This window comes from Hyphomicrobium sp. D-2 (assembly GCF_029872155.1).
Lineage (GTDB): Bacteria > Pseudomonadota > Alphaproteobacteria > Rhizobiales > Hyphomicrobiaceae > Hyphomicrobium_A.
The window spans coordinates 685,029-707,479 of record NZ_JARXLA010000008.1 but is presented as its reverse complement, the minus strand read 5'-3'; the positions used below and the strand labels follow the sequence as shown (position 1 = coordinate 707,479).

The window sequence follows — 22,451 nt, the reverse complement described above, 5'->3', positions numbered from 1 at the left end:
TCCCCATAAGGCTATCTTCAGACCTCCAGCTCGAATAAGCCATGACCGACGCTGTTGGCGTTGAAGCAAGGACACCACCAAGCATGGGCAATCAGTACGACGCCATTGTCATCGGTGCGGGTTTGGGCGGTTTGACCGCCGCCGCCACGCTTGCGAAAGCAGGGTGCAGCACGCTGCTGATTGAGCGCAATTATGGTGTCGGCGGCGCTGCTTCTACCTATAAATCCGGCGACGTGACGATTGAAGCATCGCTGCACGAGACGACTGATCCCCATTCGCCGATCGATCCCAAGCACGCGGCGCTGTCAGCGCTCGACGTCACCGACAAAGTGCAATGGATCGGAGCCGGATCGGTCTATGATGTTCGTGGCGGCCCGATTGGCCCCTCGTTCATTCTGCCAACGGGCATGGACGCTGCACGCGCTGCGCTTGTCGATCGCTTCCCTTCGCTGCGCGTCGGCATCAATGATCTGCTCGGCGACATGGAGCGGATCACCACCAGCGTCGGCACCTTGAGCCAGCATCAAGGCGCGCTGTCCGATCCTCTGCTCACCATCGATGCGCTGAAGGATCTCGGCCCCGCGGTTACGGGTTGGCGACGGTCGCTGTCGCAGCAGCTTCAACGCACACTGGGCGACAACGAAGCCGCCAAGTGTGCCGTCGCCGCCAACATGCTTTTTTGGCACGATGACCCGGACAGTCTGTGGTGGATTCTGTTCGCGCTCGCTCAGGGCGGCAACATCGCCACCGGCATCCGCTTCGTACAGGGCGGCTCGCAGCGCCTCAGCAACGCGCTCGCCAAATCCATGCGCGGCGCCGGCGGGCAGCTTCTGCTCCGTCGTACAGTGACGCAGATCCTGTTCGACGAAAGCGGAGCGCCGGTCGGCGTTGTCCACGAGGGCAAGCAGGGCGGTGATCCCGTCGAGGTGCGCGCGCCAATCGTGGTCAGCGGCATTGCGCCGTCCATCATGGCACCCATGCTGCCCAACGGCACACGCGAGCGCTTCATGGCGCCGTATGCCAGCTCGCCGTTGTCGATCTCGCTGTTCACCGCAACCTTTGGCATGGCGCAGCCGCCCACCCACTTCGGCCTCGGCTCCTACACAACCATGTTGCTACCGGAATGGATGCGATCGCTGGCCGATTATCGCCGCAGTGCCGATCTCCTGGCTGCGATGCCGGGCGAGGCGATGCCACCGCTGGCGATTGCAAACTATTCCGCCATCGACAGTGGCCTCGGCGGTCCGCCATACACGCTATCGGTCATTGGCGTTGATCGCATGGCCAACTGGCAGGGTCTCGATGCTGAAAGTTACGAAGCCAAGCGCGCCGCATGGAAACAGGCCATCATCCAGTCGCTCGACCGCACCTATCCCGGTTTCGCCAGCGCCGTTGAAACGTCGGTATTCAACACCGCTGCTTCCATCAATTCCTATCTCGGTGCTCCGCAAGGCGCCGTCTATGGCTTCGCGCCGCTGCCGCCATCAACGCCGATCTGGCACGGGCCAGCGCGCACCCCGCGTACAGCTATCGACCGTCTGTTTCTCAGTTCTGCCTACGGTGGCTACGGCGGTTACAGCGGCGCGATCTGGAGCGGCGCAACGGCGGCCAGACAGGCGCTCGCCGCCCTATCGGTTAGCAAAAAATAGGGATGTCGCGTGTTAGATCGCCCTCGACCCGGATGATCTCCGAGGACGTTGGCGAATTTATCCGCCCACCTGCATCCGCGTCACCATCGGCTCGCCATTTGGGGGCCGCGCCAACAACCGCGAATGCAGGACAAAGACATGGCAAACACCCCCGGATTGCGCTCAAAACTGCATCAGAGCTGGGGCTGGCTTCTGGCCTTAGGCCTCGTGCTGACGCTGTTCGGCTTTCTTATTCTCACGACGCCGATGGGTGTTGTGACAGCCTCGCTCACAACCGAAATCTGGATCGCTGCGGCGATGGTTGCTGCTGGCGTGTTCCAGTTGATGCATGGCCTGCGCTCCGGCGACTGGAGCCATGCACCCTGGCAGATGCTGGGCGGCGCCATCTTCATTCTCGGCGGCATCCTGATTTTCGTCTATCCGACGCTCGGCCTGCTTTCGCTGACCATGATCGTCGCCGCGACGCTGGTGGCGCAGGGCATCACCTCACTGATGGTGGGCGGCGGCATGACGAACGTGGGCAGCCGCCGCTGGCTCATTCTGTCGGCGGTGATTTCCATCGTTGCCGGCCTGCTGATCCTGTTCGATCTGCCGTCGTCTGCGGGTTGGACGCTTGGCACCATCGTGGGCGCCGCACTGCTGCTGCAGGGCGTCAGCCTCACCCTGCTGGCACTTGAAGTCCGCCGTTCCGCGGACTGACACACAATACGCGGCGCGCGCAGAATTACGCGCGTGCCGCCCGCCAACCATCTGCCGACATTCGCCTCAAGCAGCCTGCGCCAGCCACACCGTATGGCCGCCGCACTGCGGATCATTTTCCGTATGCATCAGCACCGTGAAGCCGTTCGCGCTTAGCAGGCTGCGATATTCATCGGCCGCCAGACTGGCGTGATAAAGCGAGCGGCCGTAAATCTCGCCGATCGCTTCACCATGTGACGGACCGGACGTGTAAAGCAGCAGTCCGCGCGGCGCGATGTGCTGCGCGAAAATCGGAAACATTACCCGCTGCGCATCCGCTTCCAGATGGAAGAAACTGTCCCACGCGATGATGGCATCGAAGCGCTGGCCAAGATCAAGCGCGCGCATATCGGCGACAACCCAATTCATCTGCGGAAACTTGTCGGCGCAGATCTGCACCATCGCATCGGCGCCATCGACGCCGGTCACGCGGCAGCCGCGCTCGATCAGGTAACGCGCAATCGGATCACCTGACCCGCAGCCGACATCCAGCACGTGGGGCGCTGTGGCTCCGAGGCTGTCGACCAGCCGATCAAGATACGGCCGCTCCATAAGCTGCCCGCCTGGCTGACCGCGATCCTTGTCCCACGCCTGCGCGTTGGCTTCATAGATGTCCAGAACCTCAGCCACCGGCCGCCCCTCCATTTTCGGTTTATCGCAGGGCCCGCCATCCGATGGCCACCCGTCCCTGACCGGTGTTCCGGTCTTGAGCCAGGCAGCGACTACCGCGACGGTCCGGCACAATTAGGGTGCTGAGAGGGCTATCTGACGTGCGGAGACTACCGCTCAGGCCCCGACTGGGCTATCAGGCGTGCCAGAACCCCTGATACGGCGGATGACCGCGCAAAACATGGCACACAAAGAACAAGCCAACGCAATCCCGGTACGCAGCGAATGGACGGCCGCGCGCCGCATCGTCGTGAAGATCGGCTCAGCCGCTTTGACCGACCGTGACACCGGCGCGCTGAAGTCGGCATGGCTGGCATCCATGCTCGATGACGTCGCCGAGCTGACCGCGCAGGGCAAAGAGGTGGTTCTGGTCTCGTCCGGTGCCATAGCCCAGGGTCGCCACACCCTGAAGCTGCCCAAGGGCGCGCTGGAGCTGGAACAGAGTCAGGCCGCCGCCGCCGTGGGCCAAATCAGTCTGGCGCATGCCTATCAGGACATGGCGCGCGCGCGCGGATTGATCGCCGCGCAAATCCTGCTCACGCTGGGCGACACCGAAGAGCGCCGCCGTTATCTGAACGCACGCCGCACCATCGAAACGCTGCTGGAGCTGAAGGCGCTGCCGGTGGTGAACGAAAACGACACCGTCGCCACCACTGAGATCCGCTATGGCGACAATGATCGCCTGTCAGCGCGCGTGGCATCGATGGTGTCCGCCGATTGCCTCGTGCTGCTGTCGGACATCGACGGCCTTTACACCGCCCCGCCACAGCAGAACGCGAACGCAGTGCGGCTGGATGTTGTCACCGCCATCACCGCCGACATCGAGGCCATGGCAGGCGATGCCGGCACCGAGCTTTCAAAGGGCGGCATGCGCACCAAGGTCGAGGCTGGCAAGATCGCCCTCGGCGCTGGCACGCACATGGTCATCGCCAGCGGAAAGGTGCTGAACCCGCTGCGCTCCATCACCGAAGGCGCGCCGTGCACGTGGTTCCTCGCCCACTCCGATCCCAGAACTGCCCGCAAGCGCTGGATCGCCGGACAGCTCGAACCCAAAGGCCAGGTGCATGTCGATGCCGGTGCCGAGCAGGCGCTGGCGGCCGGCAAAAGCCTGCTTCCGGCGGGCGTGGTACGAATTGACGGCAACTTCGACCGCGGCGACGCTGTTATCATCCGCGCGCCCGATGGCCGCGAACTGGGCCGTGGGCTGGTGTCATACGCCCGCCCGGACGCCGAACAGATCATCGGCAAGAAAAGTGCGGAGATCGCCACTATATTAGGGGTGTCGCGCTGCGATGAGCTGATCCACCGCGACGACATGGCCTTGCATCGCTCCTGATGGATGCACCAGACCGGATTGAACACGACAATGAACAGGCCCGAGCGCATGGATACTGCCACTGAAGACGCGATGCTGGAGCTGGGGCGCCGCGCCCGCGCTGCCGCGCACCTGCTGTCTCTCGCCAGCCCGGAAGCGAAGAACAACGCCCTAATCGCCGCCGCAGAAGCGCTGCGCGCCGCCACGCCGGAAATCCTTGCCGCCAACGTGAAGGACATTGAAGCCGCGCGCGCTGCTGGCCGCCCGGAATCCTTCATCGACCGCCTACTGCTGAACGAAAAGCGCATCAACGCCATGGCCGACGGCGTCGCCGAGATCGCCAAGCTGGCCGATCCGATTGGCACCGTGCTGGCCGAATGGCAGCGCCCCAATGGCCTGCGCTTCCAGCGCGTGCGCGTGCCGCTTGGCGTCATCGGCATCATTTACGAGAGCCGTCCGAACGTAACCGCTGATGCCGGTGCGCTGGCGCTCAAGGCCGGCAACGCTGCCATTCTGCGCGGCGGTTCGGAGAGCATCCATTCCTCGCGCGTCATCCATGCGGCGCTGGTTGCTGGCCTCAAGGCAGCTGGCCTGCCCGAAGCGGCCATCTCGCTGGTGCCCACGCCCGATCGCGCCGCTGTCGGCATGATGCTGACCGGCCTCAACGGCACCGTGGACGTCATCGTTCCGCGCGGTGGCAAAAGCCTTGTCGAGCGCGTGCAGAATGAAGCGCGCGTGCCGGTGTTCGCGCATCTGGAAGGCCTGTGTCACACTTACGTTGATCGCAACGCCAATCTGGCGATGGCGGTCGACATCGTGCTCAACGCCAAGATGCGGCGTACCGGCGTTTGCGGCGCCACCGAAACGCTGCTGGTCGACAGCGGCGCACCCGCCGCGTTCATGCCTACGCTGGTGAAGGCGCTGCTGGATGCAGGCTGCGAAGTGCGCGGCGACAGCGCAACACAGCAGGCCGACGCCCGCGTCAAGCCCGCCGCCGATGCTGACTGGTCCACCGAATACCTCGACGCTATCATCTCCGCGCGTGAGGTTGACGGCATCGATGGCGCGCTGGCGCATATCGCCCGTTACAGCACACAGCACACCGACGCCATCGTCACCAACGACGCCGACACCGCAGCTCGTTTCCAGCGTGAAGTGGATTCCGCCATTGTCGTGCACAACGCTTCAACGCAATTCGCTGACGGCGGTGAGTTTGGTTTTGGCGGTGAAATCGGCATCGCCACCGGCAAGATGCATGCACGCGGCCCGGTCGGCGTTGAGCAGCTCACAAGTTTCAAATACGTGGTGATAGGCAACGGCCAGACGCGTCCTTCATAAACGCGTCAGGCACTCAGCGCTGCGAACCGAAGGCCATTGGCAAGACCAATACAAAAGGAACAATGTGCAATGCTGCGTTCTTTGAGTCTCGTAGTTGCTGCGCTGATTATTGGCCCCGCGCTTACCATCAGCGCCGGTGCACGCCCCCAAATGGGCGCGCGCATTCACACGCCAGCCGTGGAGGACTGCACGCGCATCAACGGCCGCTTTGGCTACTATGGTAACCCGTGGTGTACGCCATCCCAGCAGCGCGCATGGGATCGCGCAACCTCACGGCGTCGTCACCGCTGACCATTCCACCGTCACCACCACCCGTCTCATCATCGAAGCAAACCCGAGGCACGCCATGATCAACGCATGGGCCGCAACGGCCGCAAAGCAGAAGCTAGAGCCCTTCAGCTACGATCCCGGCCCCATCGGCGCCGAAGAGGTGGAGATCGCGGTTGAGCACTGCGGTCTGTGCCATTCCGATCTTTCGGTCATCAACAATGAGTGGGGCATCACTTCATTTCCGGTCGTGCCCGGACACGAAGTCATCGGCCGCGTCGTAGCCCTCGGACCGCAGGCAAAGGGCGTCAAGATTGGCGATCGCGTCGGCCTTGGCTGGAGCGCGCAAAGCTGTCTGCACTGCCACCCGTGCCTCGATGGCGATCAACACCTCTGCTCCGAAGTCGTGGCCACCATTGTCGGTCGCCATGGCGGCTTTGCCGATCGCGTGCGCGCGCAGTGGCCATGGGTCATCAAAATTCCCGATGGGCTCTCCGCTGCCGATGCCGGACCGTTGATGTGCGGTGGCATTACCGTGTTCTCGCCGCTGTCCGAATTCGACATCAAGCCCACATCGCACGTTGGCGTAGTCGGCATCGGCGGGCTCGGTCATCTTGCCGTAAAATTCGCCAACGCCTGGGGGTGTGAGGTCACGGCCTTCACGTCAACGGATTCCAAGGCCGATGAAGCGCGCGGCTTCGGCGCTCATAACGTCGTCAACACGCGCAACGCCGACGATCTGAAAAGCCTGACCGGCAAGCTGGATCTGCTGATCGTCACCGTCAACGTGCCACTGGATTGGCGCGCCATGCTCGCAACGCTCGGGCCCAAGGGGCGCCTGCATGTTGTCGGTGCGGTGCTGAAGCCGATCCCGGTGCTGGCATTCGACCTTATCTTCCAGCAGAAGAGCATTTCCGGCTCACCAACGGGCGCTCCGGTGACCATCACGGACATGCTGGAATTCGCGGCGCGTCACAACATTCTGCCGCAGACGGAGCATTTTCCGATCGCGCGTGTAAACGATGCCATCGAGCATCTGGTCGCCGGCAAGGCACGCTATCGCGTCGTGCTCGACATGTGACGCGCCGAAGCTCCAGAAGAACAGACACAAAAAAACGCGCGGCGGTCTCCCGTCGCGCGTTTTGCATTCAGGCCATGCAGCCGTTACTTCCGCCACTCAGGCAGCGACGGCAATTGCTCTTCTGTCATATTGATGACGAGCCGGCCGTCCTTCAGCTGCACATCGCCGATTTCAAGTATGGCCTCGCGGCTGCCGATGCCCAGCAGGCCGCCATGCTCGATCACGAGCCCGCGCACCGTACCCGTTCCATCGATAACGACAGCTTCAACCTCTGCAATCTTGCGGCCGGTGCTGTCGTAGATGTCCATGTCTTCGACATCATCAACCGACGCGTTGAGCTGCGGCACGATCATGTCATCGTTTTCAGCTTCATGCATACCCGATGCCGGAGCCGCTGCTTGCGATCCCATTGAAGTAGACGGCGTGGAAGGAGATGTGGCCGCGCCCGGATCAGAAGCCGATGGCGTTGTCGACGGTGGCGGCGCCATCCGATCAGAAGGCGTGCCCGAAGGCTGGGTTGTCTGGGACGGTGCGTCCTGCGCAAATGCAGGCGCTGCAATAAGGGCAAGCACTGCCAGCGTGCTAAATCCTGACTTCATCTGACTACTCCTGAACTGAACTACCAACAGTCACAACGCGTTCAGGCGCCATTCGTTTCTTTTACTCGTCGCTTGTTACGCGCCCAGGCGCCTCATAGGCGATGTAGCGAACGATTTTCCATTTACCGTCAGCCCCCTTGCGCATCACATCCATGCCTGGCTCCACCGACGTCACCGTCTGCCCGTTCGGCAGCGTCACGGTCAGCGTCCACGTCAGCCGCACCACCGCCATGTCGCCTTCAACGATCACTTCGCGGATGTTCAAACCATATGAATATCGACGACTGCTGTCTGACAGCGACCGCTTGAGCCGGTCGCATATGTCCGCGTAGTCCCGCTCCGGATAGCCGCGAAAATCATATTTCAAATCGGGCGAGAACAGATCGCACACAGCGTCCGCCTTGCCCGCATTGAAGTCACGCGTCCATTGCGTCAGCGTTGCGTTCACTTCCTCTTCGCCATCAAGTTTCGGCTCCGCCATCACCGGCACTGCCAGCAGCATTGAAGCCAGCATTCCCATGACCGATCGCCGTGCGCGTTTCTTTTTCATTTCAGCTTTGCGCCTGTGTGATTTTGTCGTGAACCTTCGTCAGCACGCTTGCAACGCTTTTGACGTATGCGGCAACGGTTTCGCTCTGCGGCCCGTCGGCGTCGTTCCAGTTCACAATAAACGAGAACGTCACGGGCACCGCGCGCACAATCATCTGGCCGCCGATGGCCATGCAGTGGAAGCCGTTCCAGTCAATGGAACCACCCTTGCCATACGCCGCCGTTCCCGCAGGCACGGAGGCAACGATGCCATCGGCCATTGCTGATATTCGTCGGAATTCGGCCAGCGTTTCCGGCTGCTTGAAAAACGCACCGCTTAAAACGCGCTTATAGTAATCGACCAGTTGCGAAGCTGGCGTCGCCATCGTCGAAACGTTATTCAACGCCGGACGATATTTCGAGGTGTCGGCCTTCTCGTTTTGAACGATTTCGCTCAACGCCTTCCAGCCCAGATCGACACTCGGCTGCGCGCCTGTGAGATACGAGAAAAATTTCCGCGTTGAATCCGGGATGCGCACATCCTTCAGCCCCGCGTCCGTTATGAATTTGCGCACGCGCTCAACGCCGACGCGATTCATGATGGCATCCGTCGCGGTGTTGTCGCTGTGCGCGATCATCGCCTCCAGAACATATCGTGCCGCGATAGTTCCTGAGACATGCTCATAGACAGGGCCGCTCAGCGTGCGATTGCTGTCATCAATGGCAAGCTGTTCAGATTCATCCTGCTTGCCTGCTTCCAGCTCCTGCAGATATGCAGCAAGCACGAAGGTCTTGAAGCAGCTGCCGCAAAACAGCTCCGTATTCGCGTTATATGATGCACGCCATGGCTGGTCGGCATGATCCACATCGATCTGCGCGCCCTTAATTCCGGGAAGCGCCAGAAATGGCGCCAGCACGTGTGGAATCGCACCACCGCCGGCACTGCCAACAACCGACGCCGCAGACGCGCCCGTGTCAGAAAGCGCTGCAATAGCGGCCGCACCCACCGCCGAACTCAGGAACTGGCGCCTGCGCATTACTTTCCTCCCGGTCGCGCAGCGCAATGCGTGCGCAGCAAAAGCAATGACAGAGCAATCGTCACCGGGCCGTTACCGAAGTTGCATGGCGAATGCGCGCATGCCGCCGCCTCAAGGCGAAGCATAAAAACCCGCTCAATTAGCGACAGTTTGGAACGATGGCGTGTTGGCCTGGCGCGTCGGATCTATCCAACAAATATCCGACGCCATCCAACAGATCGGCTACACTGTTCGGGCAGCAGCAAGTCTTCGCTGGCCGAAACGCCGCCGCGCGACCCAACCTCCAAAAAGCCCAGCCTGCCTGAATGTCGTATCCAGCACCGCACGCAACCAATCGCGCCATCGTCCCCCCGCTTGCCTTTGCCGGTGAGCGCATCGGGCTGATGGGCGGCACGTTCAATCCACCCCATGAAGGCCATCTGGCGTGCGCTGAGACCGCCCTGCGCAGACTGCAGCTCAATCGCCTGTGGTGGATGGTGACGCCGGGCAATCCGCTGAAACATAACGACGGCCTGCCACCGCTGGAGCAGCGCATAACCGCCAGCCGCAGCCTCACCCGCAATGACCCTCGCATCGTCGTCACGGACTTCGAGCAAGGTCTTTCCTCGCGCTACACGTTCAGCACCCTGCGCTATCTCAAGCAGCACATGCCGGGCGTACGCTTCGTCTGGATTATGGGCGCTGACAATCTGGTCGGCTTCAACCGCTGGCAGAACTGGCGCGGCATCGCAAATCTGGTGCCGATGGCGATCGTGGACCGGCCGGGCTGGCGGCACGCGGCGCTCGCCTCTCCCGCCGCCCGTGCACTTGCCCGTTCTCGCCTGCCCGAATCCCGCGCCTCACTGCTGCCGATGGCAGATCCGCCGGCCTGGGCCTTCCTGACGACGCGCCTTTCGGAGCTGTCCTCAACCTCGCTGCGCACCCCTTCTGATGACGCAACGCCATGAATTAAAAACGTTTTCAGCCAACTGACCCTAACCGTCTCAGAACCTTTATAACCATTAACTATTGCTGAAACCGCAGATCGCACCGTATGCTCCACACCAGCGGCTGGCTGATGCTAGCCGTTGAAGAGCGGATACGGCGCACTATCTGTGAAGTTCAGTAGCGCTCCGTAGCGCAAGCTCCCGGTTGGAGCGCCACGAGAAAGGGATGACTGGCACACGATGCGAACCGCGCTTGAGGGAGCCCACAGTGGCCCGCCTCATGCCGATCCCCTCGCTGAAGAGCGGGATGCGGCAGACCTGCTGAAACAGATCGTTTTTTGGCTCGATGAAGCCAAAGCCGAGAACATCGTTACGATCGATCTGGCAGGGAAGTCTTCAATCGGTGATTTTATGGTCGTCGCTACTGGCGGGTCAGACCGCCATGTTAACGCCATTTCCGAACAGCTTTCTCGCAAGCTGAAGGAAAGTGGCAGCGCTAGCGTGCGCACCGAAGGGCGTCAAACCAGCGATTGGGTTCTGGTCGATACCGGTGACATCATCATCCACATCTTCCGTCAGGAAGTACGCGAGTTCTACAACCTGGAAAAAATGTGGTCAGCCGAACGGCCAGAAGAGCCGAAAACGGCGCACTGATGCGACAAGGGGCGGAAACGCCCCTTTTTTGTTTCGTGCGACATTACCGGATCCGCAACAATAACAGTTGCGTCTACTTCGGCCGCTGTCGGCCCACGCGGCGATAGCAGCAGCGACTAGCGTGTCTCGGCAGCCGCGGCAGCGGTTGTTCCCGTCCGGCCCTTTACCTGTTTCAGCAGGCCCTCACCTATGCGACTGACCGTTGCCGCCGTTGGGCGGCTGAAAGATGCTGAACGCGAGCTCGTCGAGCGGTATGCGAAGCGCTTCGATCCGACCGGACGACCGCTCGGCCTCGGCCCCCTGACCATCCACGAATTGAACGAAAGCCGCGCCGCCTCGGCTGACGCGCGCAAAGCGGACGAAGCCACCCGACTGCTGAAAGTCGCCGGAGCATCCACACCCCGCGTCGTCCTCGATGAGCACGGCAAAACGCTATCCAGCGAAGCGTTCGCTGACTGGATTGGGCAGCAGCGCGATGGCGGCTGTAAAACGCTGGCATTCCTGATTGGCGGACCAGACGGACACGGCAGTGAAACCCTCACCGGCGCCGCCCTGAAGCTCTCACTCGGACCTATGACCTTGCCACACGGCCTGGCGCGGGCCGTCTTGGTTGAGCAGATTTATCGTGTCGCGACCATTCTGGCCGGTCACCCCTATCATCGCAGCTGAACAGCGCCGCTCCGCACAGCGACACGCGGCACCATCAAATCAAAAAAATCCGCATGCGTACAAATCAGCTGCGCCGACATCTGCTTGGCAAGCCCATTGAAAATACGGCATTTTCTTTCGCAAATGATTGACCGCAAAAGCCATCAATTAACACAATCTAACTTTGCGCCAGATACCGCGAACAATCGATTTTATCGAAGCTTCATGGCTTTCAGCGACTGTAGTCATACAGCCTCGGCACGTTAGCCGACATCTGACTTCGGGAGGGAATGCCATGGCGAAAATTCACACTGCGCTGTCGGCCTGTTGCGGTGCGGCGCTTGCTGTTGCGGCACTTACAATGACGGCCGAAGCCCGTGGCGGCGGTGGCTTCGGTGGCGGACACGGCGGTTTTAGCGGCGGCTTCAATGGCCCCCATGCCGGCGGGTTCGAACCGCGTCCGGGCGGCGGTGGCTATGGTCCGGTCGGCCCGGGTGGTGTTGAGCGCGGATATCGCCCCGGCGGCCCCGGTTATGGACCGGTTCCCGGTCGCCGCAATCCCTATGCGATGGGCGCGGTGCCGTTCATCAGCATGGATTACAACGACCTCCTGCAAACGCCGCCGAACAATACTGGCTCGCGCCTCCCCAACGACTGCAACTATCTTTACGCACGCGCAATCGAAGCTGGCACGCCCGATATGTGGCGCCTCTTCAACGACTGCGCACACAACCGCTAACACATCTTAATCACTGCCGACTTAATCACTGCCGACGCCAAAGGATGGACGAAAGTCCTCCCACACTCAGCGCGCAGAAGGTCCGCCCGCATCAAACGGGCGTTCTTTCTGCGCGCTTTTTTTTGCGCAGGCCGCTTTCATTATCCTTTGAATTATCCCGCATTGCAGCGCGCCCCCCCACAATCGTTTGCGCTTTGAATTTATTCATCTGCACGCCAATCAAGCTTGATTATCTGTCTAAGCATGACGGGATAATTCATTGTTAGCATTAGCATCCTATAGTCCAACACATGACGGATTGATCAGCGCTGCTGGCGCCATCAATTGGCATGATGCCACCCCCGTTATGCCGGTGCGAGCCCGGTATGTTGTCCGCTAATCCGCGAACAAGGGGCCGCCCGCACATGGTGCTCGCCAATTTGAAAGTCTCCCGCAAACTGGCGGTGGGGCTGATGTGTGTTCTCGTCGCATTTGCCGTCACGGGGACCGCATTCTTTTTCACCCTCCTTTCCATCGAACGCGCCAACGAGGAAGTGACTTCGGCCTCAAGCCTTAGCAAGCACCTCGTTTCGGCAACTGCCGCTATCTATGATGAGCAACAGGCCATCATGGACAATGCCGGCTCGTCTGCAATGCAGGTCGCCAGCCAGCGCTTCAGCGAACAGTTGACCTCTGCGCGCAACATCATCGCTCAAAATCCGGCACATGCAGCCATCGCGGCCGACATCGATGCGATGGACAAGAATGTTGCCAGCTGGCGCCGTCAGGCAAGCATGGGCGACTACACAAACAGCAGCGCCATTTCAGCGTTCGCTAGTGCGCGTGCCTCTGCGGAAGCAGCGAAGAACGATGCCAATGTGTGGCTCGACAACGCCCAGGCGAACCTCAGCGAAGCACTTTATTATTCGCGCGCCACTCAGATGATCGGCAGCCTGCTTGCTATCGCCATGGCCCTTGTGTCTGGCTGGTGGATGTCGCGCATGATTGCGCATCCGATCGGTCAGATCACCGGCGCCGTCACCGGCCTCGCAGCTGGCAACAACAATGTTCAGGTTCCTGAGCTGAACCGCACCGACGAAATCGGCCTGATGGCCACGGCGGTGGAAAGCTTCAAGCGCGCTGCGATCGAAAAGAAGCGTCTTGAGGATGAAACCGCTGCCGCTGCCGCCGCCGCCGAAGAAGCGCGCGTAAAGCAGGAAGCAGAGAGCCAGTTCTATGTGGACGCGCACAACACGTTCATGCGCGACTTCTCGAATGCGCTTGAGCGCCTCTCTAAGGGTGACCTGACCTTCCGTCTCAACACGCCCTTCACTGAGGACTACGAGAAGATCCGTCACGACTTCAACACGACGGCATCCAGCCTGCAGGAAGCAGTCCTCACGATTGCATCCAGCACTCAGGCGATCCGCTTTGCCACCAACGAAATCTCTACCGCTGCCGACGATCAGTCGCGCCGCACGGCTCAGCAGGCTGCCAGCCTTGAAGAGACCGCTGCAGCTCTCGACCAGATCACTGCAACGGTGAACAAGACGGCTGAAGGCGCAGGTCACGCTCGTGAAGTGGTGGCTTCCGCCAAGTCGGACGCCGAGAAGAGCGATGAAGTCGTTCGCAAGGCGATCTCGTCCATGGGCGACATCGAGCGTTCTTCGCAGCAGATCAGCCACATCATCGGCGTCATCGACGAGATTGCGTTCCAGACCAATCTTCTCGCACTGAACGCGGGCGTTGAAGCTGCCCGTGCCGGTGAAGCTGGACGCGGATTTGCGGTCGTTGCATCGGAAGTGCGAGCTCTGGCACAGCGCTCCGCTGAAGCTGCCAAGGAGATCAAGGGCCTCATCTCCGCTTCGACCAAGCAGGTCGAGCAGGGTGTGGACCTCGTCGGCCAGATGGGTCAGGCGCTCGAACGCATCATGACCGAGGTTACGGAGATCAACACGATCGTCTCCGAAATCGCGGCCGGTGCCAAGGAGCAGGCTGTTGGCCTCCAGGAGATCAACACTGGCGTCGGCCAGATGGATCAGGTCACCCAGCAGAACGCTGCCATCGTCGAAGAAACAACTGCCGCCAGCCACGGTCTATCGCGTGAGATCGAAAAGCTGATGGACCTCGTTGGCCGCTTCGAGACGGGGCAGGATCTCAATATGGATCGGCCTGCACGGGATTCCCGCCCGGCTCAGAAGACCCACACAGCACTGAAGACTGTTTCGGTTCGCGGCGTCCCCGCAGCCGTGCGCAAGCTGGAGGCCATTGCCAATGAGCAGGACTGGGAAGAGTTCTAGAACTGGAACGAGAAGGACAGCCAAGAAGCGGCTGCAGCTCCCAGAAGTTCTCGATCTGACGGCAGCAGCCCCTCTAGCCCAGTCCTTCATCACTCGCCGTGGCGCCGATCTTACCATCGACGCCAGCCAGGTTCGCCGGGTTGGTGCGCAGTGCATGCAGGTTCTGCTTGCCGCTGCCACCACCTGGAAGACCGACGGCAAGCAACTGAGCCTGGAAAAACCGACCGAAGAATTCCTGGAAGGGTCACACCTTCTAGGACTCCGACTTGAAGACGACCTGGCAGTAGGGGAGCCGGTTTGATGACGAAAACAATTCTCACCGTCGATGATTCCCGCACCATGCGTGAAATGCTGCTGCTTGCATTGCAGGAAGCGGGTTTCAACGTGCTGCAGGCGGAAGACGGCATGATGGGGCTGGAGGTTCTGAAGGACCGTCAGGCCGATGTCATCATCACCGACATCAACATGCCGCGTCTGGATGGCTTCGGCTTCATCGAACATGTGCGCCGTGACTCAACACATCGTGCCGTTCCCATTCTCGTGCTCACCACTGAGAGTGATGCCGAGAAAAAGAGCCGCGCACGCAGTGCAGGTGCCACGGGCTGGATCGTGAAGCCTTTCCATCCGATCAAGCTCGTCGACGCCATCCGTCGCGTTTCGGCCTGATAAACTTCTGACTTCGAGGCAGCAGCGATATGGATTCGCTTCGACAAATATTCTTCCAGGAATGCGAGGAACAGCTCGCCGAACTGGAATCGGGACTGCTCGAAATCGAGGGCGGCAGCGAAGATCCTGAGATCGTCAACGCCGTTTTCCGTGCGGTGCACTCAATCAAGGGCGGCGCCGGTGCTTTCGCTCTTGAGGATCTGGTGCGCTTCGCACACGTCTTCGAGACCGTTCTCGATGAAGTGCGCAAAGGCCGTCTGAGCACAGCATCGCCGGTGACGGAAACTTTGCTGCGAGCGGCTGACGTTCTGGCCGACCTCGTGCGCGTTGCACGGGATGGCGGCAACGTGAATGAAGAACGCATTCACACTGCAGCCGACGAGCTGGCCGCGCTGTCTGGTGCGCCGATTGGCGCCAACGCCGAGCCGGAAGAAGAAGTCAGCTTTGAAGATTTCGGGTTCACGCCGGTCGCGATGGATTTCCCGGTGTTTGATGACATCGCTGTCGTCGATACCGCCTCCGTTGAAGCCGAAGCAGAGCCTGACGCAACCACCTACACCATCACCTTCCGGCCTCATCCCAGCCTCTACACCAACGCCAACGAACCTGTGGTTCTGCTGCGTGAGCTTTCGCGTCTCGGCGATGCGCAGATCGTTTGCGACACAAGCACGATCCCGACGCTGGAAGAGCTCGAAGCCGAGGGATCTTACCTCGCCTGGACGATCACGCTGGCGACGACACACGAAGAAGACGACGTGCGCGCGATCTTCGAATTTGTCGATGGTGACTGCGATCTGGAAATCACAACCGGCGATCTCGCAAGCGGCAACGATGAGCCCGTTGGCGTCGATGATGATATCGCCGCGCTACTGGCCCGCGTGCGCGGTGAATTCACCGACACCGCCACCGAGAGTGCATCTCCAGCAGTATCTGACACCGACATCGCCCATGCAGGCGGCAGCGCATCGGTTGACAACGCAGCTGTAGCAGCCATCGTCGTGGCGAACATCGAAGCTGAAGCTGCCAAGCCGACGCCGGAAGCAGCGAAGGCACCAGCTCCCGCCAAGGCTGAAAAGGCCGCTGGCTCGGATGCACCGTCGACGAACCAAACCATTCGCGTTGACCTAGACCGCGTCGATCGCCTGATGAACCTCGTCGGCGAACTCGTGATCAATCAGGCGATGCTTTCCCAGCGCCTGACCGACGCCGGTCTGGCCCGCGACTCTGAATTTGCAACCGGCCTTGATGAATTCGAGCAGCTTACGCACGACATTCAGGAAGGCGTGATGGCCATCCGCGCGCAGCCGGTGAAATCGGTGTTCCAGCGCATGCCGCGCCTCGTGCGCGAAGTGGCCGCCATCACCGGCAAGAAGGTGCGCCTGGTCACGGAAGGCGAAGACACAGAGGTCGACAAGACCGTTATCGAACGGCTGGCCGATCCGCTGACGCACATGATCCGCAACGCGATCGACCACGGTCTGGAAACGCCAGACAAGCGCCTTGCCGCGGGCAAACGCGAAGAAGGTCTGGTCCGTCTTTCCGCCAGCCATCGCTCCGGGCGTATCGTCATCGACATCGCCGACGACGGTGCGGGCATCAACCGCCAGCGCGTGCGCGCGATCGCGGAAGAGAAGGGCCTCATTCAGCCCAACGCGCAGCTCACCGATGAGGAAGTCGACAACCTCATCTTCCTGCCGGGCTTCTCGACCGCATCAACCGTATCGGACATTTCCGGACGCGGTGTCGGCATGGACGTCGTCAAGAAGTCCATTCAGGCACTCGGCGGTCGCGTATCGATAACATCGCGCCCCGGCGAAGGATCAACCTTCACGCTCAGCCTGCCGCTAACGCTGGCGGTGCTGTACGGAATGGTTGTAACGGTAGCGGAGCAGACGCTTGTCGTTCCGCTGACCTCCATCGTCGAGACACTGAAACCGAAGGCGGGCGACATCCACGGCTTCGGCGGCGACTCTCGCGTCATCTCGATGCGCAACAACTTCCTGCCGCTGATCGACGTCGGCCGCGAGCTTGGCTACCGCAGCCAACCCGCTGATCCAGGCGCTGGCGTTGCGTTGCTGGTGGAATCCGATGGCGGCGCTCACAGCGCGCTGATGGTCGACGCCATTCAAGGGCAACGCCAGATCGTCATCAAAAGCCTTGAAGAAAACTACGGCCGCGTTCCAGGCGTCGCCGCCGCAACCATTCTTGGCGATGGTCGTGTGGCACTGATCCTTGACGTCGATGCAATCGTCGCTGCTTCCCGCTCGGGAGCCAGCACTTCAGAAACCGCCTTTGCCCTTGCAGGTTAGTCCTATGAACGCTTTCAGCGCTGCTCTTGTCCAGGAAAAGCACACCGGCCCTGCTCGCGAACTCATCGCGTTCGCCGTCGGTCAGCAGGAGTTCTGCATCGACGTCATGGCGGTGCGTGAAATCCGCGGCTGGACGCCGGCAACGGTACTGCCGCACTCGCAGTCCTACGTTCGCGGCGTCATCAATCTTCGCGGCGCCGTTCTGCCCATCATCGATCTGGCCGTACGGCTTGGCTTCCCGCCTGTCGACGCCATGGGCCGGCACGTCATCATCGTCGTCAAGGTGCGCAGTCAGGTCGTCGGCCTGCTTGTCGATGCGGTATCCGACATTCTCACCGTTACGGATGCCGAAATGCTGCCGCCGCCGGATGTCGCTTCGGACATGGCCAAGCATTTTGTATGCGGCCTGCTCGGAATGGACGGACGGATGATCAGCATCCTTTCGGTTGAGAACGTGCTGCCTGAGCGCGAGGACGGAGAAGCGGCATGAAGCCGGCATTGGCACGCACATCCTTGCGTCGTGAAGCCAGTCTGATCGATGGTGAGTTCGCGTTCACGCAGGACGATTACCGCCAGATTGCGGACATCGCCTACAATGACGCGGGCATCGACCTCGGTGACTCGAAGGCCAGCCTTGTCTATTCGCGGCTCGCCAAGCGTCTGCGCACGCTGCAGCTTGAGAGCTTCCGCAATTACTGCGCGCTGCTGTCACGCGACGAAGGCCGCGAGGAGCGCCAGCAGATGGTGGCTGCTCTCACCACCAACGTCACGCGCTTCTTCCGCGAACCGCATCACTTCGAACACCTGAGAACGCAGGTCCTGCCGAACCTCGTCAAATCGGTGCGCGCCGGCAAGCCGTTGCGCATCTGGTCGGCCGCGTGTTCCAGTGGTGAAGAGCCTTACTCGATCGCGCTTTCGATCCTTGCGGCCATGCCCGATGCGGCGTCTCACAACGTGCGCGTGCTGGCGACGGATATCGATCCGAACGTGCTGCACAAAGGCGACACGGGCATCTACAGCGACTCCGCCATGGCGTCGGTGCCAAAGGAGGCGCGCCATCGCTGGTTCAGCCCCACCACTGACGCAACAGGCAACCGCGCGTGGAGCGCAGGGCCGGAGCTGCGCAAGATCGTTACCTTCAAGAAGCTGAACCTCATCGGACAATGGCCGATGCGCGGGCCGTTCGACGCCATCTTCTGCCGCAACGCGCTCATCTATTTCAAGGAAGATACGCAGGTCGATATCTGGTGCCGCTTCGTGCCGCTGCTTGCGCCGGGCGCCTACCTTTATATCGGCCACTCCGAGCGTCTCTTCGGCGAAGCCGCGCCCTATTACGTAAATGAAGCCATCACAACGTATCGTCTTGCGGAGGCCGCCACGCCATGAGCCCCGTCCGCGTTCTCGTTGTCGATGATTCCGCCACCATGCGTGGCCTTATCTCGCTCGCCCTGCGACGTGATCCCGAGATCGAAGTCGTAGGTACTGCCAGCAATCCCATGACCGCGCGCGACGCGATCAAGGCGCATAACCCTGATGTCATTACGCTCGACGTCGAAATGCCGGGCATGAACGGCCTGGAGTTTCTGGAGAAGATCGTTCGCCTGCGTCCGATGCCGGTCATCATGGTTTCCAACCTGACCGGAGCAGGAACCGAAACAGCCATCGAAGCCATGCAGATTGGCGCTGTGGATTGCATCGCCAAACCGCAGCCAGGCGATGTGCAGCCGTTCGCAGAACTTCCCGGCAAGGTGAAAGCAGCCGCAGGTGTACGCGTGCGTCCGCGTGCGGCTGGCGCGGCAGCAGAAAGCAAGTCCTCCGCGACTGGTGAGCGTCGCCGTCCGATGCTGGCATCCTATGAGCCGGATGGGCGCGTCATTGCCATCGGTTCGTCCACAGGCGGCGTCGAAGCGCTTTCGACACTCATTGCGCAGCTGCCTGAGAACTGCCCGCCGATCATGATCGTGCAGCACATGCCGCCGGATTTCACCGCCAGTCTCGCCACCCGTCTGGATCGTCTTTACGCGCCTAAAGTTGTCGAGGCAAAGGACGGCATGCCGGTTGAAGTCGGGCATGCGTACATCGCGCCCGGCGGCCCGAAGCATCTCGAATTGCAGGATCGGTCCGGGTTGCGCTGCCATCTTGTGGGCGGTGGGCCGGTGAATGGTCACTCGCCATCTGCGGACGTGCTGTTCAAATCCGTTGCGCAGACCGTCAAGAGCGATGCCATAGGCATCATTCTCACCGGCATGGGGCGTGATGGTGCCCAGGGCCTGCTTGAAATGCGCGACGCCGGAGCACGAACCATCGGCCAGGATGAGGCTTCAAGTCTCATCTATGGCATGCCCCGCGCGGCTTTCGAAATCGGTGCCGTCGAACGCCAGTTACCCCTAGATCGCATCGCAAACGCAGCTCTCGTCATGACCAACCTGCGCGGTCGCCAAGGTAGGGAGAACTAAAAATGTCACTCGCAGACCAACTGAAGATCCTCATCGTCGATGACACGACTACAAGCCGCATGCTGGTGCGTGACGGTTTGCAGGAAATCGGCATCAAGAACATCTCGTTCGCATCCGATGGCGAGCAGGGCCTGAAGCACGTCATGACCCAGCAGACGCATCTGGTCATTTCCGACTTCAACATGCCGAAGCTTGATGGGCTCGGTCTGCTGCGTGCGATCCGCCAGCACGGACCGATCCAGAAGACGCCTTTCATCATGCTGACCGGCAAGGGCGACAAGGAGCTTGTCCAGAAAGCCATTCAGTACGGCATCAATAACTACCTGACCAAGCCGTTCACCGTTCCAGCACTGAAAGGCGCCCTTGAGGCAGTGGTCGGAAAGCTGTCATGACGAACACGCTCTGCGCTCGCAAGCACGTTATGGAAGGCCAGTACCACGTCTCGGACGATCCCAATCTCGTCCTGACGACGGTGCTAGGTTCTTGCGTGGCTGCCTGCGTGCGCGATCCCGTGGCGCGCATCGGAGGCATGAACCACTTTCTTCTGCCTGGCGATGCCGATCGGCTGCAATCACGCGATGCCGAGCGGTACGGGGTGCATCTTATGGAGCTGCTCGTAAACGGCCTGATGGTGCGAGGGGCGCAGCGCAACCGGCTCGAAGCCAAGTTGTTCGGCGGGGCGCGTACGATATTCAAAAGCTCCGACATTGGCGCAATGAATGCCGAATTTGCGCAACGCTTTTTGAAGACTGAAGGCATTAGCCTAGTCGGCAAGAGCCTCGGTGGCTCAAGCGGCCGCCGCCTTGAATATTGGCCCGTCAGCGGGCGCGCACGGCAAAACTTTGCTGGCGATACCGTTCCATTGGCGCCGCGTCCTGCACCTGTTGCTCCGCCGATGCCCGATGGCGATCTGGAGCTGTTCTGAAAGGCGGGCCGCAAGTTGGCCCTGTGTGTGAGTAAAATGAAAAACGAGAACACCGCGCCAAGCGAGCCAACCTCCATCCCAACGCTATTGAGCGTTGTCAGCGATGAATTGAATTTTCTCGCCACCGATGTTGAGCGCCTGCACGACATCGTTGAGCTGCCAGGCGTGCGCGATTCACTGCGTCAGGCGCAGTGCTTCAATGTTCTGCAGGGCATCGACCACATCACTCAGAATCTGGCGGGGCTCGCCGATTTCCTGAAAACGGTGGCCGAATCAGCTCCCCCCTCATGGCAGATCGACACCCGCGCAGCATGCGATGTCGTCCTGCTGGCTTCCCTGTGCGAACGCCTGAAACAACCATCGCAGCCTCGCAAGGTGCACGCGGGGGGTGACGAATGCGAGTTTTTCTGAGCTGCGCTTCGCGCCCTCAATCCTTCACGGAAGTACTTGAAAGCGTTTCACGCGCCGCTGGCATCGACCTGGGCGACAGCGAGAAAGGCCCACGCTCCATCTTCAAGCGCGCCGCCGCAACCTTCAATCGTTTGTCGGACTGGCAACCGCATCAAAACGCAACCGGCACCCCGCGCCGGGCCAATGCCTCGCATCGCGCTGCCGGAACGAAATTCGACGCCGAGACGATGGAGCGTTTCGCGTCGCCTTCGTATCATATCCACGAGTACCTGCAGCATCAGGATGGACGCCGGCCAGCCAGTGTTACGCCTCCGCGCAGCATCGATCCCAAGATCGTTGCCCGCGAACTGCGCATCACAACACGCATGTCCGTTGCGGATCTGACGCGCCTGCGCCGCACATTCGCGCTTGCCAATCACCCCGATCGCCTCGCCGCGACTGAGCGTGAAATCGCCACGCGCCGCATGATGATTGCCAACGAACTGATCGACGATGCCATGAAGAAGCGCGCAACACGCTGATCGCATTCATACGCCGCGACACTACATGCAGCGCCCGACACCGAGATACGAAAAATTTGAACGATCGATTTGAGGCAACGCCAACACCTCTTCAATATGATCGGAGGCAAGTGAAAGCGTAAGAGTCAAAGGTTCAATCAACGATGGCCGCCGATGGAAATATTGCGCTCCTTGCAGAGCGTCGCGACCGTATTCGCGAATGGCTATCGGAACAGCCAGAAAATGCCGACGCCGACCAGAAGCATCTGGACTCCGGCAGCTCCGAGCGAGCCTATTGGCATCACGGTTATCAAGCAGCAATCGACGATGTGCTGAAGCTGCTCACTCGCTGAAGATCCTGCAGCGCGGGCACTCCCAGCGCGTGCCCTTGCATCTTCCCGGATGGATGCGATTGCCCGGTGGGCTGAAGTCGTGAAACAGCTCGCATTCCTTCTCGAAGGCCGCCTGCGCCGTTCCGAAAAATGTGAACTTGAACATCGCATCCGAACCGATGCACTCGCGCAGCTTGCTTGCCACATCGCTGTCGGAACGGCCGATGTGTCTCACCTGAAAGTTGCCGAGGCGGTCCATGCGTCCCAACGCGTAGACCCCTGCGGATCGACGCGCAACGGCTCCGTCGATACCGTCGAAGCTGAGCCGGTAAGGGCCCAACAGCCCCATCTTTCCCGCCATCACGTCTGCCCCTGATCTGGTTCT

At 60.9% G+C, this 22,451-nt stretch carries 26 protein-coding genes; 21 read left to right on the top strand and 5 right to left on the bottom strand.

The annotated features are described in order from the left end of the window. Positions 1 to 41: 41 nt before the first annotated feature. Positions 42 to 1,649, top strand: a complete 1,608-nt coding sequence (locus QEZ49_RS15785; protein ID WP_280388318.1) for an FAD-dependent oxidoreductase — start codon at positions 42 to 44, stop codon at positions 1,647 to 1,649. A 138-nt stretch (positions 1,650 to 1,787) separates the two neighbouring features. Continuing rightward, complete coding sequence (locus QEZ49_RS15780) at positions 1,788 to 2,348, top strand: DUF308 domain-containing protein (RefSeq protein WP_173952633.1); 561 nt, start codon at positions 1,788 to 1,790, stop codon at positions 2,346 to 2,348. 66 nt (positions 2,349 to 2,414) lie between these two features. Here the strand turns inward: QEZ49_RS15780 and QEZ49_RS15775 are convergent, their stop codons facing one another. Then, a complete protein-coding gene (locus tag QEZ49_RS15775; protein WP_280388317.1) occupies positions 2,415 to 3,017 on the bottom strand; it encodes a class I SAM-dependent methyltransferase in 603 nt (200 codons plus the stop codon). Between the two features lie 220 nt (positions 3,018 to 3,237). Between QEZ49_RS15775 and proB the strand changes: the two genes are divergently transcribed. From proB to QEZ49_RS15760, 3 genes are all read left to right on the top strand, one after another. Beyond that, positions 3,238 to 4,392, top strand: a complete 1,155-nt coding sequence (gene proB / locus QEZ49_RS15770) for a glutamate 5-kinase (protein WP_280388316.1) — start codon at positions 3,238 to 3,240, stop codon at positions 4,390 to 4,392. A gap of 30 nt (positions 4,393 to 4,422) precedes the next feature. After that, positions 4,423 to 5,709 carry a glutamate-5-semialdehyde dehydrogenase gene (locus QEZ49_RS15765; protein ID WP_280388315.1) on the top strand — a complete coding sequence of 429 codons (1,287 nt, stop codon included), beginning with the start codon at positions 4,423 to 4,425 and terminating at the stop codon, positions 5,707 to 5,709. Positions 5,710 to 5,926: 217 nt separating this feature from the next. Then, entirely contained in the window at positions 5,927 to 7,057 is a 1,131-nt protein-coding gene (locus QEZ49_RS15760) for an NAD(P)-dependent alcohol dehydrogenase (protein WP_280388572.1), read from the top strand. 83 nt (positions 7,058 to 7,140) lie between these two features. Here the strand turns inward: QEZ49_RS15760 and QEZ49_RS15755 are convergent, their stop codons facing one another. From QEZ49_RS15755 to QEZ49_RS15745, 3 genes are all read right to left on the bottom strand, one after another. Next, positions 7,141 to 7,656 (bottom strand): PRC-barrel domain-containing protein, encoded by a 516-nt coding sequence (locus QEZ49_RS15755; protein WP_280388314.1) that lies wholly within the window; start codon positions 7,654 to 7,656, stop codon positions 7,141 to 7,143. A 61-nt stretch (positions 7,657 to 7,717) separates the two neighbouring features. Further along, positions 7,718 to 8,206: a nuclear transport factor 2 family protein gene (locus QEZ49_RS15750; RefSeq protein WP_280388313.1), complete on the bottom strand. Its 489-nt coding sequence runs from the start codon at positions 8,204 to 8,206 to the stop codon at positions 7,718 to 7,720. A 1-nt stretch (position 8,207) separates the two neighbouring features. Next, positions 8,208 to 9,221, bottom strand: coding sequence for a serine hydrolase (locus QEZ49_RS15745; RefSeq protein ID WP_280388312.1), 1,014 nt, complete (start codon positions 9,219 to 9,221; stop codon positions 8,208 to 8,210). A gap of 305 nt (positions 9,222 to 9,526) precedes the next feature. Here QEZ49_RS15745 and QEZ49_RS15740 point away from each other — a divergent pair, with 305 nt between their 5' ends. The 16 genes from QEZ49_RS15740 (at position 9,527) to QEZ49_RS15665 (ending at position 22,087) form a co-directional block, all read left to right on the top strand. Continuing rightward, positions 9,527 to 10,168, top strand: coding sequence for a nicotinate-nucleotide adenylyltransferase (locus QEZ49_RS15740; RefSeq protein WP_280388311.1), 642 nt, complete (start codon positions 9,527 to 9,529; stop codon positions 10,166 to 10,168). A gap of 219 nt (positions 10,169 to 10,387) precedes the next feature. Beyond that, positions 10,388 to 10,801 (top strand): ribosome silencing factor, encoded by a 414-nt coding sequence (gene rsfS / locus QEZ49_RS15735; protein ID WP_280388310.1) that lies wholly within the window; start codon positions 10,388 to 10,390, stop codon positions 10,799 to 10,801. Between the two features lie 189 nt (positions 10,802 to 10,990). Then, on the top strand, positions 10,991 to 11,470 hold the full coding sequence (gene rlmH / locus QEZ49_RS15730) for a 23S rRNA (pseudouridine(1915)-N(3))-methyltransferase RlmH (RefSeq protein WP_280388309.1): 480 nt from the start codon (positions 10,991 to 10,993) through the stop codon (positions 11,468 to 11,470). 274 nt (positions 11,471 to 11,744) lie between these two features. After that, positions 11,745 to 12,188, top strand: a complete 444-nt coding sequence (locus QEZ49_RS15725) for a hypothetical protein (protein WP_280388308.1) — start codon at positions 11,745 to 11,747, stop codon at positions 12,186 to 12,188. 404 nt (positions 12,189 to 12,592) lie between these two features. Next, entirely contained in the window at positions 12,593 to 14,467 is a 1,875-nt protein-coding gene (locus tag QEZ49_RS15720) for a HAMP domain-containing methyl-accepting chemotaxis protein (RefSeq protein WP_280388307.1), read from the top strand. Further along, entirely contained in the window at positions 14,442 to 14,768 is a 327-nt protein-coding gene (locus tag QEZ49_RS15715) for an STAS domain-containing protein (protein WP_280388306.1), read from the top strand. The genes QEZ49_RS15720 and QEZ49_RS15715 overlap by 26 nt, the downstream gene beginning before the upstream one ends. Further along, complete coding sequence (locus tag QEZ49_RS15710; protein ID WP_280388305.1) at positions 14,768 to 15,133, top strand: response regulator; 366 nt, start codon at positions 14,768 to 14,770, stop codon at positions 15,131 to 15,133. The genes QEZ49_RS15715 and QEZ49_RS15710 overlap by 1 nt, the downstream gene beginning before the upstream one ends. A 29-nt stretch (positions 15,134 to 15,162) precedes the next feature. Beyond that, complete coding sequence (locus QEZ49_RS15705) at positions 15,163 to 17,442, top strand: chemotaxis protein CheA (protein WP_280388304.1); 2,280 nt, start codon at positions 15,163 to 15,165, stop codon at positions 17,440 to 17,442. Between the two features lie 4 nt (positions 17,443 to 17,446). After that, a complete protein-coding gene (locus tag QEZ49_RS15700) occupies positions 17,447 to 17,932 on the top strand; it encodes a chemotaxis protein CheW (RefSeq protein ID WP_280388303.1) in 486 nt (161 codons plus the stop codon). Continuing rightward, positions 17,929 to 18,828 carry a protein-glutamate O-methyltransferase gene (locus QEZ49_RS15695; RefSeq protein ID WP_280388302.1) on the top strand — a complete coding sequence of 300 codons (900 nt, stop codon included), beginning with the start codon at positions 17,929 to 17,931 and terminating at the stop codon, positions 18,826 to 18,828. The genes QEZ49_RS15700 and QEZ49_RS15695 overlap by 4 nt, the downstream gene beginning before the upstream one ends. Next, a complete protein-coding gene (locus QEZ49_RS15690; RefSeq protein ID WP_280388301.1) occupies positions 18,825 to 19,898 on the top strand; it encodes a chemotaxis response regulator protein-glutamate methylesterase in 1,074 nt (357 codons plus the stop codon). Before QEZ49_RS15695 ends, QEZ49_RS15690 begins: the two co-directional genes overlap by 4 nt. 2 nt (positions 19,899 to 19,900) lie before the next feature. Then, on the top strand, positions 19,901 to 20,290 hold the full coding sequence (locus QEZ49_RS15685) for a response regulator (RefSeq protein ID WP_280388300.1): 390 nt from the start codon (positions 19,901 to 19,903) through the stop codon (positions 20,288 to 20,290). After that, complete coding sequence (locus tag QEZ49_RS15680) at positions 20,287 to 20,823, top strand: chemotaxis protein CheD (RefSeq protein ID WP_280388299.1); 537 nt, start codon at positions 20,287 to 20,289, stop codon at positions 20,821 to 20,823. Before QEZ49_RS15685 ends, QEZ49_RS15680 begins: the two co-directional genes overlap by 4 nt. Before the next feature lie 36 nt (positions 20,824 to 20,859). Beyond that, positions 20,860 to 21,234 carry a hypothetical protein gene (locus QEZ49_RS15675; RefSeq protein WP_280388298.1) on the top strand — a complete coding sequence of 125 codons (375 nt, stop codon included), beginning with the start codon at positions 20,860 to 20,862 and terminating at the stop codon, positions 21,232 to 21,234. Further along, positions 21,219 to 21,755 carry a hypothetical protein gene (locus QEZ49_RS15670; RefSeq protein WP_280388297.1) on the top strand — a complete coding sequence of 179 codons (537 nt, stop codon included), beginning with the start codon at positions 21,219 to 21,221 and terminating at the stop codon, positions 21,753 to 21,755. Before QEZ49_RS15675 ends, QEZ49_RS15670 begins: the two co-directional genes overlap by 16 nt. Before the next feature lie 143 nt (positions 21,756 to 21,898). Beyond that, complete coding sequence (locus QEZ49_RS15665) at positions 21,899 to 22,087, top strand: hypothetical protein (RefSeq protein WP_068463316.1); 189 nt, start codon at positions 21,899 to 21,901, stop codon at positions 22,085 to 22,087. Here the strand turns inward: QEZ49_RS15665 and QEZ49_RS15660 are convergent. Beyond that, a complete protein-coding gene (locus QEZ49_RS15660; RefSeq protein ID WP_280388296.1) occupies positions 22,077 to 22,427 on the bottom strand; it encodes a hypothetical protein in 351 nt (116 codons plus the stop codon). The two genes, QEZ49_RS15665 and QEZ49_RS15660, sit on opposite strands and share 11 nt — an antisense overlap. Positions 22,428 to 22,451: the final 24 nt, after the last annotated feature.

What these genes read in the sequence shown, in the direction of transcription:
- QEZ49_RS15785 (WP_280388318.1), top strand. Translation starts at nt 42, where the DNA reads ATGACCGACGCTGTTGGCGTTGAAGCAAGGACACCACCAAGCATGGGC.
- QEZ49_RS15780 (WP_173952633.1), top strand. Translation starts at nt 1,788, where the DNA reads ATGGCAAACACCCCCGGATTGCGCTCAAAACTGCATCAGAGCTGGGGC.
- proB (WP_280388316.1), top strand. Translation starts at nt 3,238, where the DNA reads ATGGCACACAAAGAACAAGCCAACGCAATCCCGGTACGCAGCGAATGG.
- QEZ49_RS15765 (WP_280388315.1), top strand. Translation starts at nt 4,423, where the DNA reads ATGAACAGGCCCGAGCGCATGGATACTGCCACTGAAGACGCGATGCTG.
- QEZ49_RS15760 (WP_280388572.1), top strand. Translation starts at nt 5,927, where the DNA reads ATGGTAACCCGTGGTGTACGCCATCCCAGCAGCGCGCATGGGATCGCG.
- QEZ49_RS15755 (WP_280388314.1), bottom strand. Translation starts at nt 7,656, where the DNA reads ATGAAGTCAGGATTTAGCACGCTGGCAGTGCTTGCCCTTATTGCAGCG.
- QEZ49_RS15750 (WP_280388313.1), bottom strand. Translation starts at nt 8,206, where the DNA reads ATGAAAAAGAAACGCGCACGGCGATCGGTCATGGGAATGCTGGCTTCA.
- QEZ49_RS15745 (WP_280388312.1), bottom strand. Translation starts at nt 9,221, where the DNA reads ATGCGCAGGCGCCAGTTCCTGAGTTCGGCGGTGGGTGCGGCCGCTATT.
- QEZ49_RS15740 (WP_280388311.1), top strand. Translation starts at nt 9,527, where the DNA reads ATGTCGTATCCAGCACCGCACGCAACCAATCGCGCCATCGTCCCCCCG.
- rsfS (WP_280388310.1), top strand. Translation starts at nt 10,388, where the DNA reads ATGCGAACCGCGCTTGAGGGAGCCCACAGTGGCCCGCCTCATGCCGAT.
- rlmH (WP_280388309.1), top strand. Translation starts at nt 10,991, where the DNA reads ATGCGACTGACCGTTGCCGCCGTTGGGCGGCTGAAAGATGCTGAACGC.
- QEZ49_RS15725 (WP_280388308.1), top strand. Translation starts at nt 11,745, where the DNA reads ATGGCGAAAATTCACACTGCGCTGTCGGCCTGTTGCGGTGCGGCGCTT.
- QEZ49_RS15720 (WP_280388307.1), top strand. Translation starts at nt 12,593, where the DNA reads ATGGTGCTCGCCAATTTGAAAGTCTCCCGCAAACTGGCGGTGGGGCTG.
- QEZ49_RS15715 (WP_280388306.1), top strand. Translation starts at nt 14,442, where the DNA reads ATGAGCAGGACTGGGAAGAGTTCTAGAACTGGAACGAGAAGGACAGCC.
- QEZ49_RS15710 (WP_280388305.1), top strand. Translation starts at nt 14,768, where the DNA reads ATGACGAAAACAATTCTCACCGTCGATGATTCCCGCACCATGCGTGAA.
- QEZ49_RS15705 (WP_280388304.1), top strand. Translation starts at nt 15,163, where the DNA reads ATGGATTCGCTTCGACAAATATTCTTCCAGGAATGCGAGGAACAGCTC.
- QEZ49_RS15700 (WP_280388303.1), top strand. Translation starts at nt 17,447, where the DNA reads ATGAACGCTTTCAGCGCTGCTCTTGTCCAGGAAAAGCACACCGGCCCT.
- QEZ49_RS15695 (WP_280388302.1), top strand. Translation starts at nt 17,929, where the DNA reads ATGAAGCCGGCATTGGCACGCACATCCTTGCGTCGTGAAGCCAGTCTG.
- QEZ49_RS15690 (WP_280388301.1), top strand. Translation starts at nt 18,825, where the DNA reads ATGAGCCCCGTCCGCGTTCTCGTTGTCGATGATTCCGCCACCATGCGT.
- QEZ49_RS15685 (WP_280388300.1), top strand. Translation starts at nt 19,901, where the DNA reads ATGTCACTCGCAGACCAACTGAAGATCCTCATCGTCGATGACACGACT.
- QEZ49_RS15680 (WP_280388299.1), top strand. Translation starts at nt 20,287, where the DNA reads ATGACGAACACGCTCTGCGCTCGCAAGCACGTTATGGAAGGCCAGTAC.
- QEZ49_RS15675 (WP_280388298.1), top strand. Translation starts at nt 20,860, where the DNA reads ATGAAAAACGAGAACACCGCGCCAAGCGAGCCAACCTCCATCCCAACG.
- QEZ49_RS15670 (WP_280388297.1), top strand. Translation starts at nt 21,219, where the DNA reads ATGCGAGTTTTTCTGAGCTGCGCTTCGCGCCCTCAATCCTTCACGGAA.
- QEZ49_RS15665 (WP_068463316.1), top strand. Translation starts at nt 21,899, where the DNA reads ATGGCCGCCGATGGAAATATTGCGCTCCTTGCAGAGCGTCGCGACCGT.
- QEZ49_RS15660 (WP_280388296.1), bottom strand. Translation starts at nt 22,427, where the DNA reads ATGGCGGGAAAGATGGGGCTGTTGGGCCCTTACCGGCTCAGCTTCGAC.